The organism is Sorangium sp. So ce321 (assembly GCF_051530195.1).
Lineage (GTDB): Bacteria > Myxococcota_A > Polyangia > Polyangiales > Polyangiaceae > Sorangium.
Genome location: NZ_CP150329.1, coordinates 8,496,997 through 8,513,740, shown reverse-complemented (window position 1 = coordinate 8,513,740; position 16,744 = coordinate 8,496,997). Strand labels below are relative to the sequence as shown.

Here is a 16,744-nt window from a genome sequence, read left to right as displayed (position 1 = left end):
GCGGTCGCAGCCTCATCGCGTACATGGGCGCGATGTCGGAGCGGCTATCGATGCGTAAGGTTCGAGAGATTTTGAGGCTCAAGTTCGAGTGCAAGCGCAGCCGAGCGGAGATCGCGGCGGCGGCCTGCGTCGGCGAGAGCACGGTAAGCGGCTACCTGGCGCGCGCGGAGAAGGCGGGGCTGACGTGGGAGGTCGCCCGAGAGATGACCGACGCGGAGATCGAGTCGCGGCTGTTCCGCGACGTCGGTCGCAACGAGCCGCCCGCGCGCGTGCCGGTCGACTTCTCCTGGGTGCACCGCGAGCTGTCGAAGCCGTGCGTCACGCTGCAGACGCTCTGGCTCGAGTACCGCGAAGCGAGCGCGGCACAGGCTCCGCTGAAGCCCTACGAGTACAGCCGGTTCTGCGACCTATACGCGGGCTGGAAGAAGAAGCTCGGCGTCGTGATGCGTCAGGTTCACCGCGCCGGCGAGAAGGTCTTCATCGACTACTCGGGAAGGAAGCCGCACCTGGTCGATCGGACAACCGGCGAGGTGAGCGAGGTCGAGCTGTTCGTGGCGGTACTCGGCGCGAGCAACTACACGTACGCCGAGGCGACGCGCTCGCAGAAGATCGCCGACTTCGTCGGCTCGACGGTGCGAATGTTCGAGTACTTCGGTGGCGTGCCCGAGGTGCTCGTCCCCGACCAGCTTCGCAGCGCGGTCTCCGGGCCGGATCGGTACGAGCCGGACATCAACCCGACCTACCTCGAGATGGCGCGGCACTACGGCGTGACGGTCATCCCGGCTCGGCCCCGAAAGCCGCGCGACAAGGCGAAGGTCGAGGGCGGCGTGCTCATCGCGCAGCGCTGGATCCTCGCCTCGCTCCGACACCGGACCTTTTTCAGCCTCGCCGAGCTCAACGACGCGATCGCGTCGCTGCTGGAGCGGCTGAACGCGCGGCCCTTCCAGCGGCTCGACGGCTGCCGGCGCACGGCGTTCGAGACCATCGATAAGCCCGTGATGCGTCCGCTGCCGGCGCGGCGCTACGAGATTGCGGACTGGAAGCACGCCAAGGTCAACATCGACTACTGCGTCTGCTACGACGACCGGCTCTACAGCGCGCCGTACGCGCTGGTCGGTGCGCGCGTTGAGATCCGAGCGACGGCCGCGGTCGTGGAGCTGTTCCACGACGGCGTGCGCGTCGCGTCGCACGCGCGCAGCTACGGGCGGAAGGGCACGGCCGTGATCGTGGACGAGCATCGCCCCAGGGCCCATCGCGACTACGGCAAGTGGCCCCCGGAGCGCGTGGTGGCGTGGGCCGAGACGATCGGCCCGAACGTGGGCGAGCTCGCGCGTGCGGTCATGCGCCACCGCACCCACCCGGAGACGGGCTACCGGACGTGCCTGGGCGTGATCCGGCTCGCGGACAAGTATGGGCGGGGGCGTGTCGACGCTGCGTGCGCGCGTGCGCTTCGCATCAGCAGCCCCACCGCCAAGAGCGTGACCGCGATCCTGAGGAACGGCCTCGACCGCGTGTCGCCGGTCGAGCCGCCGCCCCGGGGGGCCTTGGCGCACGAGAACATCCGCGGAGCTGAGTACTTCGACAAGGAGGAGAGGAGTGATCTTGGAAGAGACGATTCAGAAGCTGGTCGAGATGAAGCTGAACGCGATGGCGGCGATGCTGAGAGAGAGGGCGGCTGCACCGGCGACGGAGCCACTCTCCACTGACGAGATGATCGGGTTGCTCGTCGACCGCGAGTGGACGGCGCGCGAGAACAAGCGGCTTCATCGCCTGCTGAAGGATGCGCGGGTGCCGGGGGGCGCGTGCATGGAGGACTTCTCCTGCGAGGCAGGGCGTGGCGTGGACAGGTCCTTCGCTCGATCGCTGGGCTCCTGCCAGTGGGTCCGAGTGAAGCAGAACGTGATCGTGCTGGGAGCGACCGGAGCCGGGAAGAGCTTTCTCGGCGGCGCGCTCGCGCAGGCGGCGTGCAGGCAGGGCTTCCGCGCCCTTGTCATCCGTACCCCGCGCTTGCTCCAGCAACTCGCGGTCGCGCGTGCCGACGGGACGTACGCGAACGCCCTCGCGCGCCTCGCCAAGGTAGCCGTGTTGGTCCTCGACGACTTCCTCCTCGCGCCCATGACCGACGTCGAGAGGCGCGATTTGCTCGAGGTCCTCGAGGATAGATATGACAGGTCGTCAACTGTGATCACCTCGCCGATCCCGACGAAAAGTTGGCATCAAGCCATCGGTGAGGCGAGTATCGCCGATGCGATCTGCGACCGCGTTGTCCACAACGCGCACCTGGTGACGCTCCGCGGTGGCTCGATGCGGAAGAAGAAGGCGGTGGCTCCCGAGGTGACCGAGACGAAGACCTGACCGCGCTCGTCGCTACGCTCCGGTCCACGTCACGCCGGACTGGGCCGTCGCGTCGCTCCGGAACGAGCCGTCACGTCCGTCGGAATACGCAATCCAGGGCTTCGCGCGACCCAGGACCGGCTCGTGCAGCTCGCCGATGGGAAGGTGCGCTACGATGATGAAGAAGCCGTGGCGCGATGGGACACGGTTCGTGCTCTTCGAGCCGGATGAGCTGATAGCGAGGCTTTGTGCCAAGGTGCCGCCGCCGTGGTTCCCTAGGATTCGTTTCCACGGCGCGCTCGCGCCGAATGCGACGCTTCGAAAGCAGGTCGTGGCATCCGCGCGCCTTTCAGCGGGCGCCGCCTCGCCGAAGCCACCCGCGGCGCCTGTGGGCGTCGAGCAGCTGTCGTTGTTCGACGGCTCCGCAAAGGCCGACGACACCGGCGTCCCAAGCGACCGCCGGCCGTGGGCCTGGCTGCTTCGACATGTGTTCTCCGTGGATGTGACCGTGTGTCCCCAATGCTCCAGCCCCATGCGATGGCTCGCCATGGCCACGACACCAGGACATTGCCGATAGTCTGGCTTTTACGGGGTGGCGCGCCAAGGATCCTGGTTCCAAACGTCCGTGACGGCGAGGAAGGCAATACGAAAGCCATTGTGATCGAGGAAGACCGGTGAATAGGTCTTGCGGTAGTTCCGGCCGGCGCCGGCATAGACGACGCCGGCGCGCTCGAGGTTTTTGAGGGTTTCGAAGAAGGCGCGCTCCCCGCAGTCCCACATGTGGTTGTTCGCGGTGGCCACAAGGGTGATTTTTGCCCGCGAGAGGGCATCGGCGCCGGCGGGCGGGCCTGTAAAGACGGCAACCTATGGGCTAGGCGCGGACGCCGACCAGCCGGCGCTTTGGCAGCGAAGCCCGCGTGCTCTCCCAAGCGCCACGCGCGGCCAGCTCGACGACCCGCCGCACAAGCAGGGTCGAAGCGTCAGCCTCCACGCTCCTCTCAAAGGTCCCGCCGCCGCGGTCATACCAGGGTTGCGCGCTCTCAAGAAGGGTACGATCCTGAGCGAAAATTTTCGGTTCCTGCTTCGACCACCCGACCCTGGGGCCGAACGGCATCGGGTTCGTGACCATCCATTCCAGCCGGCAACTGTTCTCCCCGGTGGGAACGAAGTGCATGATAATGATGGGCGCATGGAATTTGGTGGTCTCCACCGTCACCCGGTTGGGAAGCTCGTAGGTCGCCATCATAGCGTCCGGTGGGACCGGAGCCTCGGGATCCGAGGTCGCCGGCGTGAAGACCAAAATCCCCCGCTCGGTGACGCGCACCTCGTACTCGTACTCTTGGAAACCCCGGAATAGGATCGTGAAGAACTGGAGATGCGTCCAGGGATGGGCGAAGTAGGGGTGGCACAAGTCGACGTTGTTCTCGATCATTTTTAGGTAGTCGCAGCGCATATCCATCGCGCCCTGCATCCACCGGCGTGATGCGAAACGCGGGATGCCCTCAAGCGGTGGAGGCGCGCCTTCGCTAAGGAAAACCCAAACATAGCCGTCGCGTTCCTCGCAAGGAAAAGATGGCACTCCGACCTTCTCGGGGATCCGGCGGTCTTTGGTGAGCGACGGAATGTGAACGCACCGGCCCTCGCCGTCGAAGTACCATCCGTGATAGCGACAGGCGATGTTCCCCTTGGTGACGGAGCCGAGCGAGAGCCGCACACCGCGATGACAACAGCGGTCGAGCAACGCGCGGGGTTGACCAGCGCCATCGCGGAAGACGACAAGATCCTGGTCGAGCACGCGCACCCCACGAGGCTCTTTTGCAAGCCGCGAGGTAGCGCAGGCGGTGTACCAGTATCCTCGAAGCATGGGGGGTGCATCGGGGAATGGCTTCGGATCGATAACAGGGCTTGGGGGGGAATGGGAGATAGAGCCTTTCTGCCATATTGCGACAAATAGATCAAGTTTAGATCGTTGGTGTCGCCGAACCATGCGTGAGGTCAGGCAGCGATGTTGAGTTCGCGGACGCGAGGCCGGAACCGTTCCGCAGGGCCGGGAGTGACCTAGACCACATTTTCCAAAATGAGGTTGACGGCTTTTCCGGACGAGTCTGCGTCTTTTTTTTGCGGACTCGGCCTGTCGCCTAACGCCGCATCGTTCGGTGTGGAGCCTGAATGCACTGCGCGTGCCCGTAGATCTCTTGATTCCGGGCCCCCACCTTCCTCAACCGCTCGAGCCGCCACTCCGAAGGTAGCCCGATCGACTGAGGTGCAGCCACCGAACCCGTTGCGGGTTGCGCCTGCGCGTCACCCTCGCCACCGTTGACATCTTCTTGCCCGCCGCACCCTATCGGTGCAGACAGGAGCAATACAAACGCGCAGGCGATTGAATGGATGTGCTGTGCGCTTTGATCATGAATTTCACGCGTGCTTGCCTCTGCGTGCACGCTCGACGCTCGTCATCGGATCCGTAACACCGCGACAACGGACGTCGCGTCGGTGAGCACATGACCACGTGCGACGAAGGACAAGGGAACGACTTCCATAAGGCCGATCTCAGGGCGGGCTCCCAGACAACGGCGCCTTGCGTGACCACCTCGGTCTCTTCAGCGAAGGTGGTTTTGGCCCATTGTTCGAGATGCCCTATCGGCTGAATCGGCAATATACACCAAAGGATGCTGCGGGCAAGACATGAGGGATCTCTAGGAGCGCGAGGCCCACAATGAGCGGTAAAGCCTAAACGCTCTCGAAGGAACCCAGAGCCAGGAAGCACGGCAGCGTCGCCGCCGCAACGAGCGCGCGGAGCTGCGCCCCAAGGTAAGCGCCCAGCCAAGAGCATCGTGACCATCCGTGGGAGGCCGGCTACCTGTTCCCATCGCGACGAAGGAGGAAGCGATGGCGACGAGGGTGGAGTGGGCCGAGCGGGTGGCGCGATGGGAGCGGAGCGGGCTGAGTGCCGAGAAGTTCGCGCGGTGTGAGGGGTACAAGCCGAAGCAGCTGTACTGGTGGCGCTGGAAGCTGCGGGCTGACGGGCCCCCGCAGCCCCCGCCGTCGTCGTCGACGGAGCCGCGCAGGTCGATGACGAGCGGTCGCCGGAAACGATAGCGATCTCCATAGCGTCCGCCTGTTTCGCCGCCCAGGGCGGGGCCGGTGTGGCCCAACGGAGCGCCCTCCGCCGCCGCGTCGCCCGCGGTGAAGGGCCTGTGAAGCGACAGTAACCTCTCTCGGGCGGAGATCCGCTCAGCCGCTTCCCTCGGCGCTGCCGTGCTTGCAAGAAACCGATCGCGTCAAAACGCCGACGTTCACTCCAGGTCGATATCGACCGGCCCCGCGGCGGGGAACGAGAACGTCTGCTGCTTGATCGCATGATCGATCCCCGCACACATGTCGTTGGTGCAATCCTGGTCACCCCAGAAAGTTACATGCGCGGTCAGGGTGCCAGCGTCGAGCGCGACGAGCTTGTCGCAGGCCGGGGGTAATTCGCGGCCGTCTAGACATTCGGCGGGCAGATCATGGTGCTCGAGGACCCGGCCATCCCAGGTGAGGTCGACGCTCTCGTTCGGCCCGAGCGTTTTCAGCTCGCTCGCGTAGCAATCGAGCGGGCCCTGGTCGTCGTTGTCCATGTACCACCCGCAGGTGGGCCACCCGGCCAGGTCGGGTGATTGGGGCATCGCATCGCCCTCGCTGACCCTGAACGCCCTCGAGCATTCGCCGTTGTCGTCGTAGTAAATCGGCGTGGCGCGCTTGTTCGTGAGTTTGAAGACCACGTTCCCTGGCGACGCCTCGTCACGCAATTCGTCGCACTGGAATGAGGCCCCGCCATCGCCGCCTTGGCCCCCCTCCCCGCCGCCACCGCCTCCACCGCCGCTGCAGCCAAGAAGCGCAATTCCCAAGAGGCTGAGCCCAGCAACAAGAAGACCCTTCATGGGGACGCTCGATAGCATGTATCATGCCACGTGCCAGCGAGCGTCTAAATAGCTGATATTTTAACGATTCCCCTGGCAGGCGACGGACAGCCGTGTGCCGACATGGGCCAGGACCGGCCGCGCTGCCCTCTGGGGCGCTTCGGCACGCAACCACTGCGCGCGGGCGATCTCAGCAGAGCCCGCGGGCGCTGGCGAGCGGCAAGGCTCCGGCAGCGAGTCCACGCGAGCGGCGAGCTCAACGGTCGGTCCAAGCTTGCTCACCGCTCCGGTGCCACCGGCAGCCCGAGCAGGCGACCGAGCGCCTCGTGAACGACCCGGGCCGCCACATCATCCCCGAGGGCGACGGCGCGGCTCAGGGTGCCCGCGAGCGAGGCGACCACGGCCGCCCGAGGCGACGGCTCGGTCACGGCGAGCTCCCCAGGCCCGGGGCTTGACCATTGGGCTCGGGTTGGGCCCACGCCTTCCGAGGGGCTGCGATCCGTCGTCATGCCCTCCCGAAATCCCCAGGGAAGCGACGGATCGCACCGGTTCCGACATCACCTATGCGACGTCGGGCCGTGTCATCAATGGCGACCGCAGATGCAACATCAGATCGGGGCTGGTCAGGGGCACGGTGCTCCACGTCGCCTCCGCTGTCCCCGCGTCGGCGTCGACCACCAGCCGGACCCGGTGCGGGGGGGTGATGACGTAGAGCTCGGCGACGAACGAGTTGCCCTGCCAGGCGTCGGCCGCGACGACAGGGCGGCCGAGCGACGAGCTCTCCCGCCATTCGCCGTGGCCGGCCTCGACGTCGAGGAAAGAGCCGAATCGCAGGAGCCATCCACCGTCCACGGGATCGACGATCACCGCGGCTCCGTCGGGCAGCGCCGAATCCTTGGCGGAGGCGTCGAGTCTCGCCTTGGCAGAACGCTCCGGGGCGGCCGAACCCGGCACCGGCGCGAAGGACAGCCGCCGCAGCCGATCGGCGAGGATCTCGTCGTCTCGGGCGCTTCCCGCGTCGTCCAGGCCGGGCAGCAGGCACTCCCACAAGGGGTCGAGCACTGCCTCGCCCTGGGTGTTGGACGGATCTACCCTGTGGCGCTGGACAGCGTTTGGGTCTTGCGGCGCAGAGCCGACCCGTGAGATTTTCCGCGGGACGAGGTCCACAAAAGGCGACGATCTGGACAGACCTGGTCCGGCGTCTTCGGATGACCGTTCGACGGATGTTCGCCGCCTCGACGGCCGTAGCTCATGCATCGATTTCCGCCAAAGCAACAAGCGCAGATCGCCAGTGAAGTCATCGAGTATGTCGTCGCGCGTGGCGGACCTGCAACAGTGGTTCTCGTCAACGGCTCCGGCGGGCCAATCGAAGGCTGGTACAAGATCTTTGCGCCCCTCGCCGGCTTCGCGACGGTATTTGCATACAACCGTCCCGGTGTCGGCGGCAGTTCGCGGCCCGTGGTGCCGCAGACTGGCTCGCACATGGTTGCGTCGCTGAGGGCCGTCTTGTTGGCGGCAAGTCTACCGCCTCCCTACGTGCTGGTAGGTCATTCTCTCGGCGGACTGATCGTGAATCTCTTCGCGCGCCTGCACCCCTCGGAGACAACGGCGGTTGTGCTCATCGAGGCCTCTTCTCCCAGCGACGTCGCTACCCTCAGGCGGTACGAGAACGCCCCGCAGCGCGCTCTGGCGTTTCTCGTCGAGCGGATTGCTCCGCCACATCCGAACGCCGAAACCCGACACGCAGAAACGTCGGCTTCCGAATTGCAAGCCGCTCCCGCATTTCCGCCCGTTCCGCTGACTGTCATCACTGGAGGTAAGCCCGCGATGGCCTGGGCCACGGCCGATAAAGCCATTGCACTGCGGGCCGAGCACCAGAAGGAGCTGGCAAGCCTGTCGCCGTTGAGCAAACATGTGATTGCGGCTCGCAGCGCCCACTTCCCACAGTTCACCGAGCCAGAGCTGGTCATTGACGCTGTTAGAGAAGCGGTTAACCCTGCCATGCACGCGACGCGCGAGGACGCACGCGCGTGATGGCCGGCTTCAGGCGCCGGTGGCGACTGTCGTCGCAACTGGTTGAGCGTCCTCTGGGGAGGGGAGCTGGCGACCAATTTGCAGCGCGACGCGCTCCTGCGCGCTCGGAGTCCGCAGGACGTAGCGCAAGAGCGCCTCCCTCGCCGCGGCGTTGAGCCCGCTGGCGCGTTTCGCCGGCAACTCGGTCGCATGATCTTCGGTCGCAGCGAGTTGCGCGCTACCCCGGCTTCTTCGTCACGACGAACGCAACCGTCCCCCCAGCACCAACCTCCCTCTCCTCGATCTCGACGAACCCTACCTCGCGCATCTCGCGGAGGATCGTCTCGCGATCGTAGACATAGACGACCGGCGCCTTCCCGAACCAGCGCAGCACCGTGATGATCGCGCCGTAAGGTACCCAGGTGCTGCCGAGGCAGACGTTGGACGAGATGAACGAGCCGCCGGGCTTGAGGAGGTCGAAGATTGTCTTGAGGGTGCGCCTCCGATCGGGGACGAGGTGGAGGATGGAGTAGGCCCAGGCGCTGTCGAAGTGCTCGGGCTCATACGGAGCACGTCCGTCGAGCGTGCCCTGGCGAAAGGTGACGTTGGTCACGCCTTGGACCTGCTTCTTCTGATTGGCGATGCGGATCATCTCGGGCGAGACGTCCATCGCGTGGATGTGGCCGGCGAACGGCGACATCTCCAGGGCGAGCGAGCCGGTGCCGCAGCCGATCTCGAGGACTGTCGAGCCCGGGCGCAGGTGCTCGCGGGTGATGGCCTTTTTGCGCTCGAAGGCCGTGACGTTCCCCACCGGCTTGGCGGCGTACTTCTCGGCGATTCCGTCCCAGAACTTGGCGTCGGTGTTCATCGTGGTCGACGATTCTATGCACGCGGCGCGTCTGCGCCCGGTGCAACTTCGTGACGCAAGGGCGCAGTTTCGCGCCACCCCTCGGCCTCGCCGCGGAACAGCGCTGCGCGCTCTGTCATCGCCGCGGTGATGCCCTCGCGCGCGGCCCGCAGGCGCGCGTTGTCCCGGAGGTCGCGGTGGCTGAGGAGCCAGAAGTCGGCGAGGTAGCGCAGGTCCGGCTTCGCGAGGCGCTGGAGCCCTGGCTCCGGATCGCCGGCGTAAGTGGGTAGCATCACGAAGCCGAGGCCCGCGTGTGCGGCCTCCATCATGATCGCCATCGACTCGAACGTGCCCCAGATCGGAACCTCGGGATAGCTCGACGACGCGACGAGCTCCTCGGCGATCTTGCGCAGGTTGGATCCGAGCCAGCGCGCGGGGCGCGCGCCGCGCTCGGGGTCGAGCTGGGCAGCGTGTGCGGTCGCGACGTAGTTGCAGAGGGTGATGGGGACGAGCCGCCGCCCGATCAGGTGCTCCGGCGGAGACGCGCTCGGAAGGAGCGCGCGCACCGCGATGTCGGCCTCGCGCTTCGACAGATCCAGGTTCTTGGCATCGGCATCCAGCTCGAGCTCGATGCCGGGATGCTGCTCGCAGAGGCCGGCCAGGGGGCGGAGGAGGATCTTCGCGATGAAGGGGTCGGTGCAGGTCACCCGCACGGGCCCCTCGAGCCGCGCGTCTTGCCCGGCGAGGCCGCGCTCCAGCGCGGCCATCTCCCGCTCGACGCGCTCCGCCCCCGAGACCATCTCGTTGCCCGCGTCCGTCAGCAGGTACCCATCTCGGTGCCGGTCGAACAGCTTCACGCCGAGCCGCGTCTCGAGGGCCTCGACCCGCCGCGCCACGGTCGAGTGGCTCACGCCCAGCATCGAGCCCGCCGCGCGAACGGAGCCCGTTCGAGCGAGCGCGAGAAAATGGCGCACGTCATCCCAGTCCACGATGCCCGCCAGCATACCCCTCGCGGGTGCGCGCGACAGATGCACACACGCCGCGTCTCGTCTGGGGGAGTCGACGGTGCTCGCCCATCCAGAGACCCCTTACGCGCTGCCCGTCAGGCTGCCGATCCGCCGCTCTTCACTGCGAGGGAGCGACCACCGAGAACGCGGCGTCGTCGACCGTCGCCTTCGCTGCGCCGGTCACGACCATACCGACCGCGAGGGACTCGACGTCCGGCGCGACGTCGACCTCGACCGCCGTCTCGCGCCACTCCTTCGAGGCGCTCACCTGCTTCGAGAACGTGCGCTGCTTCGCGCCGCTGTCCGCCATGATGGCCACGAACGCCTCGTCGCCGACGCCCTTGCCCTCGAGCCTCGTCTTCGCGGAGAAGCGCACCCGCTTGCCTCGCAGCGGCCGGGCGTCGATGCGCTCCATGAGCGAGCCCGCGCCGAACGGCGCCGGCACGGGCGTGGGCGCGCGATCGATCTGCACCGCGAGCTTGCCACCCGCGGGCCGGTCCGTGACGAGCTTCGCGCGGTAGACGAGGTTGCGAGGGGAAGCGTTGAGCTGCCACTCGAGCGGCGCCGCGCCCGCGGTCCCCTCCTCGAAGCCGCCGTTGGCGAGCGCGGGCCTCGACGATCGGTCCTTGCGAGGGCGCTTGCCGTTCGGGGTCGAGCGAGCCGCGGTGGTCTGCGAGAAGAAGAAGAGTGCGTCGAACAGCTCGGCCGGCGGCTCGGGCGCGAAGGAGGACTCCTGGCTGTCCGTGCTGAAGACGGAGCCGATCGAGCGCGAGGTCGTCGGGGTGTGCAGCCACGTGGCCGCGGGGCCGGTCGCGACGCGAAGATCGAGCGCGAACGCCGGCACGCCGGCGCGGGCGAGCGCTCCGTCGAGGCTGCCCGGCGGCGCCGCGCCGACCGTGAAATCGCGCAGGCCCCGCGGCTCCTTGTCCATCTGTAGCGCCTGGAACGAGCCGCGATCGAAGGCGAAGCCGAAGACGACGAGATCCTTGCCGAGCCTGTCCGCGAGGACGCGGCCCATCGACATCCGCACCGGGCCCGGGCGCCTCTGGACGTGGCCGTTGTGCGCCCAGACCACCATCTTGCTCTTCGGCGGCCTCGATCGCGAACGCGCGGAAGCCCATCTGCTCGACCAGAAATTCGAGCACGCGGTGCTTCATCTGGAAGAACTCGCGCGTGCCGTGCGTCGCCTCGCCGAGCGCCACGACGCGCGCGTCCCCGACGATCGCGCGGAGCGGATCGAGGTCGGCGAAGCCGTGGCCCGCCTCGTGCGTCGCGATCGGGATCGCCTTCTGTTTGAGCCACGCGACGACCTCCTCGGGCGGCGGGCGGTCGTGGGGGTTCCGGGGGGTGAGGACCAGGTCGGCGGTCCTGTCGCGATCGACCTGCACGCTGTGCATCTGGGCGACCCTATCGTCGGCGGCGACCTCGATCCGGTACGTCGCGGGCGGGAGCTTGACGGCGTAGCTGCCGTCGGCCGCGCTCTCGGTGACGAACAGGTCGGCGGCGAAATCGCTGAGCCTCGCGAGCCGCACGACGCACTTGCCGGCGGCGTTCCCGCGCTGATCGGTGAGCCGCCCGCGCAGCGTGAAGCCGCCGCCGCCGAGGCGCACGTCGATCGCGTGGCCCTTGCTCGCGCCGTCCGCGGCGAAAACGTCGACGTACGCCGAGGTCGCGTCCGCCGAGGTGATGGTGAGGCCGTAGTCGCCGGGCGCCAGCCCTTCGAAGCAGAACGCGCCGTCCGCGGCCGAGCGAACGACGTCGGCCCAAGCTTGCTCATCCCTCTGATACCACCGGCAGCCCGAGCAGCCGGCCGATCGCCTCGTGAACGACCCGGGCCGCCACCTCATCCCCGAGGACGACGGCGCGGCTCAGGGCACTGGCGAGCGAGGCGACCACCGCAGCACGACGCGACGGATCGGTCACGGTGAGCTCCCCAGGCCCGGGGCTTGACCGTTGGGCCCGGGTTGGGCCCACGCCGTCCGAAGGGGTGCCACCCGTCGTCACGCTCTTCCAAAATCCCCGGGCAAGCGACGGATCGCACCGGTTCGCCCCCGCGGAAGAGTCCCGCCAGAAAAGCCGGTCGATAACGAGCGGTCGCCTGAAACAGCAGCGAATTCTCAAGCTCCGCTTCATGTGGGTCAAACCCAGTCCGAACAGCGACCGGCACAGCGCGATTCCTGGCCTGTGGACGCAGGCTCCTCTACGTGCTGCCGCATGAGCACGCCGGCCCGAGCTTCGACGAAGAGCTCTTATTGCAACGTGCAGATAAGCCGCTGGCCGCGGACGGAGTAGGCACCTTCGCGTTGCTCGATCCAGGCGATGAGCAGCTTGATGCCGAGCTGCGCGACGGTCGAGCTGAGGATCTGCGCGCTGCTGCCGTCCGGTAGGGAGAAGATCTGCTCCTGAGGGAGCAATGACTCACCACTTCGCGTAAACCAGCCCAGATTCACGCTTTTCCCAGGGGGCGGCACCAACGTCACATACACGTTTTCGCCGTCGCTCATGGGGGGGGCCGGGGGGTTGTACTGGTTCACGTTCTGGAGCTTGAAGACGGGAGTAAAGCCAGGCGGGGGGACCTCGACGAGCGACGAGAAGTCCCTCACGACGCCTACCTCCGCCGAGACGGCGAGCCTCGGCGGAGGAACGAGGTGCGCGATCAAGAGCGTGACACCATCGCCCTCGGGCAGCGGGAACGCCCCGAAGAAGGACTCCATCTCTTCAGGAGATGTGCTGAACTGGATCTGGTGCGCCACGCCGAGATCGGCGAAGTTGGCGCCCGTCCTGAAGAACGCTTGTCCGGTCGCGCTGTCGTCCAGCAGGAGGAGATGCTGGCCGTTCGCGACCGTGTAGAAGTGGACGTTGAGCGAGGCGTCGGTACGTGGCCCCTGGGCCACCAGGGTCGGCGCAGGCTCGGCCGCGCCGCCGACGACGAGCGATCGCGTCGAGCCGTCCGGCGCCGCGCACGTCGCTGCGTAAAAGGTCTCATCGCTCACCTGGGCGAACGCCATCGACGCTGCGACGTTGGGGCTCGAGCACTCCGGGGCGAGCGCGGGAAACCGCTCGAACGCCCCCTCGGACAGCACGCCGTCGGCGGTCGTGGGGAAGACGAGCTGCCCGATGTCGGACCCCACCCTGCCCAGAAGGGTCACTTGCCCCTCCGACTCGCGGCCGGCGACGAAGGCCGCGCCGTCGGTGAGGGGGAACTCCGCTTTGGACCCGGCAGGGTCCCGGAGCTCGTGCACCGTCCTGATCACGAGCCGGCTCGCAGCCTTGTCGATGACCGAGACGAAGACGCGATCGGGTCCGCTCGCCAGCACGAGCGAGGAGGTGTCGACCTCATGGCCTCCGAGGTCTTCGGACGTGAGGATGTCGAACGGCTCGAGGTCCAGCACGCACTTCGCCTCGGCCGGCATGCAGACGCCGTCCTGACAGACGCCGCCCGGGCACTCGAGAGGAACGCTGCAGCCTTTGCCGCCGTTGCCTTCTTGGTCCGGCTCCGCGTCGGTGCGCACGCCAGCGATGATCTGGCAGCCGGCGACGAGAAGAGCGCCCCCGGCGATGACGAGCTTCCATGGTCGCGTCTGGCGCATCTCAGAAGCTACCTCGCAACGACATCCCCGCTGTTCCCGCCCCGACCGCAGGCCAGAGGCGCACCTCGAGCGCCGTCGGCGGCGCGGCCTGGCGCGACGGCGCGGTCAGGAACACGACCAGGCCTGTGATGAGCGCCGCGCCTCCCGCCGCGAACGCCACGTTGGAGATGTTGGCGGTCGTGTTGGCGTCCTGATGGAGCTTGACCCCCTCGGCGTCACAACGGGGAGGGTCGTCGTTGGTGCACCCGTGCTGGTCGCGCGCCTTGCTGATTTTCAGCAGCGTATCGACCCCGAACGCGGTGCCTACCGCGATCCCGGCCAAGCTCACCCCGCCCAGCACGACGAGCCCCACGGTCCGCTGCGCGCTCCACGAGCTCGCCGCCGGCGCGGCGCTCGTGGCCACGCGCGCGCCCCGCTCGGGCACGGTGGGCGCTTCTGGCGCGGGCGCGTCCTCGAGCCGAGGGACACGTACCGTGCTCTGCCCCGCCTTCGGCGCGATGAGCACCCTCGCGCTCCATGCCTTCTTGCCAGGCGCCGCCGCCGCGATCGTATGCTCGCCCGGATCGACCGGGATCGCCGAGCCGAACAGCGCCGCATCGAGCAGCTTCTTGTTGCGCCGCACCTCGAGCCCCTCGACCCGGGCCTCCGGCGCCACCTCGATGACGAGCCTCGAGAGCTGCGGCTCGAGGAGACCCGCCCGCCGCGCCGCTTCCTTCGAGCGCCGCCCATCGCCCGCTTTGCGCGCCATCGCCTCGGCGTCATTGAAGGTCGCCCAGGCGCTCGCCGTCTCGCCATTGAGCTCGTAGCAATCTGCCAGGGCGAGCAGCGTCCCGGCCACCGGATCCAGCTGCTGGCTGGCGACGAGCTTCGAGCACCCCAGGGCGTGCCTGCCCTGCTTGATGAGCGCGCGCCCCTCGCGGAAGAGCACATCGGCGGCCGCCCGGTCCTCGGCGGTCGGGTCCGCGAGGGCGCGCGGCGCGAGCGATAACGATAGGATCAGCGCACTGGCAGCGATGACGCTGCGCTTGACACGCATCGGGCCTGGGCCACGCACCGCGCGCATTATGTCGGCGCCCCTCGCCGTTGTCCCGGTGTTAGCGCCGTTCATCGTACGAAAACGTCGGCTCAGGCTTCGGGGTGGGAGGGCCCTTGGCCGGGGGCTTCGCCTGCAGGGGGGGCTTCGTCGCCTTCCGCGCGGCCGTCGCCGTCGCCGTCGCCGAAGGCAAGGTGGGCTCCGCCTGGGCTTTCGCGCTCGCGACATGAGAGGCGATCGTGGCGGGGGGAGCCTCGGGTTCAACGGGCGCGGACGGGGCCGCGTCCGGCGCCCCCAGGGCGGCCGCCCGCGAGCCTGTCGTTGCCGGGGGTGGCGCCCGCTCCTGCCTCCCCCCGACGAGCGCCGCGAGCGCAGCGCCCACGAAGAACGCGCTGGCGAGGAGAAGGAGAGCCCGGCGGGGCGGCTTCTCCCGCAGCACCTCGAAGAACGACGAGGAGCTGCGGGGCGGGGACAGGGTGAGCGCTGTCTCCGCCACGGAGTTCAGCGGGACCGGCGCGGTCGCCTCTGCTGCCTCGGCGCTGGCCGGCCGCGGGCTGGCGCTGGCCGGCGGCGGGCTGGCGCTGGCCGGCGGCGGGAAGGACACCACGCGGCGCGCCCCCGGCTCGTCCTTGGCTCCCGACGAAGACAACCGCTGCATGTTGAGAACGCGCCAAACCCGCTCCGGATAGCCCCGCGCCCGCGCGGGCGCGTGAGGCGCGAGGGCGCCGGCGAACGCTGCCACGTCGCTCCAGCGCTGCTCGCGATCGTGCGTCAAACACCGCTGGATCACCGCGTCCAGCTCCGGGGGCACGCCGCTCCGGCGCTCGCGGAGCGGCGTCGGCTGCGCCGCGAGGATGCGCCCGTAGAACTCCGCCAAGGTGTTCGCGTGAAACGGCGTCTGCCCGGCGATAAGCTCATACAGGAGGACGCCGAGCGCCCAGAGGTCGGAGCGCGCGTCGACGTCCTTCGGCGAGCTCATCTGCTCGGGCGACATGTAGTAGGGGGAGCCGAGCGTCTGGTCGTCATCGGTGAGGGCGAGGTCCGCGCCGCTGATCTTCGAGATGCCGAAGTCGAGGACCTTGATGCACGGCGAGCCGCTGACGTCCTGCGCGACGAAGAGGTTCGCCGGCTTCAGGTCGCGGTGCACGATCCCGGCGGCGTGCGCCTCACCGACGGCCTCGCACGTCTGGAGGACGTACTCCAAGGCGTCGTCGAGCGAGAGCGCCCCGCTCTCCCTGAGCAGCGCGGCGAGATCTCGCCCTTCGAGGAACTCCATGACGATGTACGGCGCCCCGCCCTCGAGGGTGCCGACATCGAACACGCGGGCGACGTGCTGGCTACGCAGCCGCACCGCCGCGCGCGCCTCGCGCAAGAAGCGCTCGCGCGCGTCGGCGGTGACGTTGTGGGCCGAGCGCATGAACTTGACGGCGACGCACTGGCCGAGCTCGACGTGGACCGCCGCGACGACGACCCCCATGCTCCCCGTGCCGAGCAGACGCTCCACGCGGTACTTGCCCGCCAGGATGTCGCCGGGCTGGACCGGGACGTTGCGCATGGCTCGCCATGTGGTCTCAGCGGCTCCGGGAGGTCAAGCGCCGCTTTGATGGGCTCGCGTGCGCTCCGCCGCCCTGAAACGCGCTGGCAACCCCCACATACCCGGGGAGATGACGCCGCGGGCAGCAGGAGCTTTCCCCCAATGTGGGATAGGGTGCGCCATGCGCCGTTGCGACACACATCAGGTGCCCACGACAATCACCGTTCTCCGCGGATCTCCGCGGAGGACTCGAGCAGGTAGATCGGGGATGGGGGGTGTCCGGAATGAGGCGTCATGTCCAGCTCTCTATTGTTCTTCTTCCTGTGCACCCCGGAACAAGGGCGGGCCGCGTAGGGGACGTGCTCAGCGTCTGCCGTTGAAGCCCATCATCTACTGCACCACGGCCTCGCTCTCCTCGGCGATGGCTCCCGCCTGGCGGCCCGATCGGCGCGGTCCTCACAGACCTTCTTCCGAAAGGTTGACACCG

At 68.0% G+C, this 16,744-nt stretch carries 16 protein-coding genes and 1 pseudogene; 6 read left to right on the top strand and 11 right to left on the bottom strand.

Translation table 11 applies throughout. From position 1 onward, the window contains the following. Nucleotides 1-50 precede the first annotated feature (50 nt). The 3 genes and pseudogenes from istA to WME89_RS31410 form a co-directional block, all read left to right on the top strand. Nucleotides 51-1,583 (top strand): annotated as a pseudogene (gene istA, locus WME89_RS31420) (IS21 family transposase); the annotation flags it as partial. A 19-nt stretch (nucleotides 1,584-1,602) separates the two neighbouring features. Further along, nucleotides 1,603-2,355, top strand: a complete 753-nt coding sequence (gene istB / locus WME89_RS31415) for an IS21-like element helper ATPase IstB (RefSeq protein WP_438003362.1) — start codon at nucleotides 1,603-1,605, stop codon at nucleotides 2,353-2,355. Between the two features lie 154 nt (nucleotides 2,356-2,509). After that, a complete protein-coding gene (locus tag WME89_RS31410) occupies nucleotides 2,510-2,911 on the top strand; it encodes a transposase (RefSeq protein WP_438003361.1) in 402 nt (133 codons plus the stop codon). An 8-nt stretch (nucleotides 2,912-2,919) separates the two neighbouring features. On the opposite strand, the gene WME89_RS31405 is transcribed toward WME89_RS31410, so the two are convergent. Next, nucleotides 2,920-3,135: a CapA family protein gene (locus WME89_RS31405; protein ID WP_438003360.1), complete on the bottom strand. Its 216-nt coding sequence runs from the start codon at nucleotides 3,133-3,135 to the stop codon at nucleotides 2,920-2,922. A 70-nt stretch (nucleotides 3,136-3,205) separates the two neighbouring features. Further along, entirely contained in the window at nucleotides 3,206-4,198 is a 993-nt protein-coding gene (locus WME89_RS31400; RefSeq protein WP_438003359.1) for a Rieske 2Fe-2S domain-containing protein, read from the bottom strand. Between the two features lie 1,025 nt (nucleotides 4,199-5,223). On the opposite strand from WME89_RS31400, the gene tnpA reads away from it, so the two are divergent. Continuing rightward, nucleotides 5,224-5,433, top strand: coding sequence for an IS66 family insertion sequence element accessory protein TnpA (gene tnpA, locus WME89_RS31395; RefSeq protein WP_438003358.1), 210 nt, complete (start codon nucleotides 5,224-5,226; stop codon nucleotides 5,431-5,433). Nucleotides 5,434-5,630: 197 nt separating this feature from the next. Here tnpA and WME89_RS31390 read toward each other — a convergent pair whose 3' ends face one another. The 3 genes from WME89_RS31390 to WME89_RS31380 form a co-directional block, all read right to left on the bottom strand. Further along, complete coding sequence (locus WME89_RS31390; RefSeq protein ID WP_438003357.1) at nucleotides 5,631-6,254, bottom strand: hypothetical protein; 624 nt, start codon at nucleotides 6,252-6,254, stop codon at nucleotides 5,631-5,633. A 257-nt stretch (nucleotides 6,255-6,511) separates the two neighbouring features. Continuing rightward, nucleotides 6,512-6,661 (bottom strand): hypothetical protein, encoded by a 150-nt coding sequence (locus WME89_RS31385; protein ID WP_438003356.1) that lies wholly within the window; start codon nucleotides 6,659-6,661, stop codon nucleotides 6,512-6,514. Between the two features lie 133 nt (nucleotides 6,662-6,794). Beyond that, nucleotides 6,795-7,295, bottom strand: coding sequence for a hypothetical protein (locus tag WME89_RS31380; protein ID WP_438003355.1), 501 nt, complete (start codon nucleotides 7,293-7,295; stop codon nucleotides 6,795-6,797). A gap of 189 nt (nucleotides 7,296-7,484) precedes the next feature. Between WME89_RS31380 and WME89_RS31375 the strand changes: the two genes are divergently transcribed. Beyond that, nucleotides 7,485-8,267 carry an alpha/beta fold hydrolase gene (locus WME89_RS31375; RefSeq protein ID WP_438003354.1) on the top strand — a complete coding sequence of 261 codons (783 nt, stop codon included), beginning with the start codon at nucleotides 7,485-7,487 and terminating at the stop codon, nucleotides 8,265-8,267. 217 nt (nucleotides 8,268-8,484) lie between these two features. Here the strand turns inward: WME89_RS31375 and WME89_RS31370 are convergent, their stop codons facing one another. The 3 genes from WME89_RS31370 to WME89_RS31360 form a co-directional block, all read right to left on the bottom strand. Then, on the bottom strand, nucleotides 8,485-9,114 hold the full coding sequence (locus WME89_RS31370; RefSeq protein WP_438003353.1) for a class I SAM-dependent methyltransferase: 630 nt from the start codon (nucleotides 9,112-9,114) through the stop codon (nucleotides 8,485-8,487). Nucleotides 9,115-9,128: 14 nt separating this feature from the next. Further along, complete coding sequence (locus WME89_RS31365; RefSeq protein ID WP_438003352.1) at nucleotides 9,129-10,097, bottom strand: LysR family transcriptional regulator; 969 nt, start codon at nucleotides 10,095-10,097, stop codon at nucleotides 9,129-9,131. A gap of 121 nt (nucleotides 10,098-10,218) precedes the next feature. After that, a complete protein-coding gene (locus WME89_RS31360; RefSeq protein WP_438003351.1) occupies nucleotides 10,219-11,178 on the bottom strand; it encodes an erythromycin esterase family protein in 960 nt (319 codons plus the stop codon). A gap of 1 nt (nucleotide 11,179) precedes the next feature. Between WME89_RS31360 and WME89_RS31355 the strand changes: the two genes are divergently transcribed. Next, nucleotides 11,180-12,028 (top strand): hypothetical protein, encoded by an 849-nt coding sequence (locus WME89_RS31355; protein ID WP_438003350.1) that lies wholly within the window; start codon nucleotides 11,180-11,182, stop codon nucleotides 12,026-12,028. 321 nt (nucleotides 12,029-12,349) lie between these two features. Here the strand turns inward: WME89_RS31355 and WME89_RS31350 are convergent, their stop codons facing one another. Genes WME89_RS31350 through WME89_RS31340 form a run of 3 tightly spaced genes read right to left on the bottom strand, consistent with a single transcriptional unit; the run spans nucleotide 12,350 to nucleotide 16,278 of the window. Further along, the gene (locus WME89_RS31350; protein ID WP_438003349.1) at nucleotides 12,350-13,690 is read right to left on the bottom strand and encodes a hypothetical protein; all 1,341 of its coding nucleotides are present in this window, start codon (nucleotides 13,688-13,690) and stop codon (nucleotides 12,350-12,352) included. A 1-nt stretch (nucleotide 13,691) separates the two neighbouring features. After that, the gene (locus tag WME89_RS31345; protein ID WP_438003348.1) at nucleotides 13,692-14,798 is read right to left on the bottom strand and encodes a hypothetical protein; all 1,107 of its coding nucleotides are present in this window, start codon (nucleotides 14,796-14,798) and stop codon (nucleotides 13,692-13,694) included. Then, nucleotides 14,785-16,278, bottom strand: a complete 1,494-nt coding sequence (locus WME89_RS31340) for a serine/threonine-protein kinase (protein WP_438003347.1) — start codon at nucleotides 16,276-16,278, stop codon at nucleotides 14,785-14,787. The genes WME89_RS31345 and WME89_RS31340 overlap by 14 nt, the downstream gene beginning before the upstream one ends. Nucleotides 16,279-16,744: the final 466 nt, after the last annotated feature.

Coding starts and splice junctions, on each gene's coding strand:
- WME89_RS31410 (WP_438003361.1), top strand. CDS start 2,510: ATGATGAAGAAGCCGTGGCGCGATGGGACACGGTTCGTGCTCTTCGAG.
- WME89_RS31400 (WP_438003359.1), bottom strand. CDS start 4,198: ATGCTTCGAGGATACTGGTACACCGCCTGCGCTACCTCGCGGCTTGCA.
- tnpA (WP_438003358.1), top strand. CDS start 5,224: ATGGCGACGAGGGTGGAGTGGGCCGAGCGGGTGGCGCGATGGGAGCGG.
- WME89_RS31390 (WP_438003357.1), bottom strand. CDS start 6,254: ATGAAGGGTCTTCTTGTTGCTGGGCTCAGCCTCTTGGGAATTGCGCTT.
- WME89_RS31375 (WP_438003354.1), top strand. CDS start 7,485: ATGCATCGATTTCCGCCAAAGCAACAAGCGCAGATCGCCAGTGAAGTC.
- WME89_RS31370 (WP_438003353.1), bottom strand. CDS start 9,114: ATGAACACCGACGCCAAGTTCTGGGACGGAATCGCCGAGAAGTACGCC.
- WME89_RS31365 (WP_438003352.1), bottom strand. CDS start 10,097: ATGCTGGCGGGCATCGTGGACTGGGATGACGTGCGCCATTTTCTCGCG.
- WME89_RS31360 (WP_438003351.1), bottom strand. CDS start 11,178: ATGGTGGTCTGGGCGCACAACGGCCACGTCCAGAGGCGCCCGGGCCCG.
- WME89_RS31350 (WP_438003349.1), bottom strand. CDS start 13,690: ATGCGCCAGACGCGACCATGGAAGCTCGTCATCGCCGGGGGCGCTCTT.
- WME89_RS31345 (WP_438003348.1), bottom strand. CDS start 14,798: ATGAACGGCGCTAACACCGGGACAACGGCGAGGGGCGCCGACATAATG.
- WME89_RS31340 (WP_438003347.1), bottom strand. CDS start 16,278: ATGCGCAACGTCCCGGTCCAGCCCGGCGACATCCTGGCGGGCAAGTAC.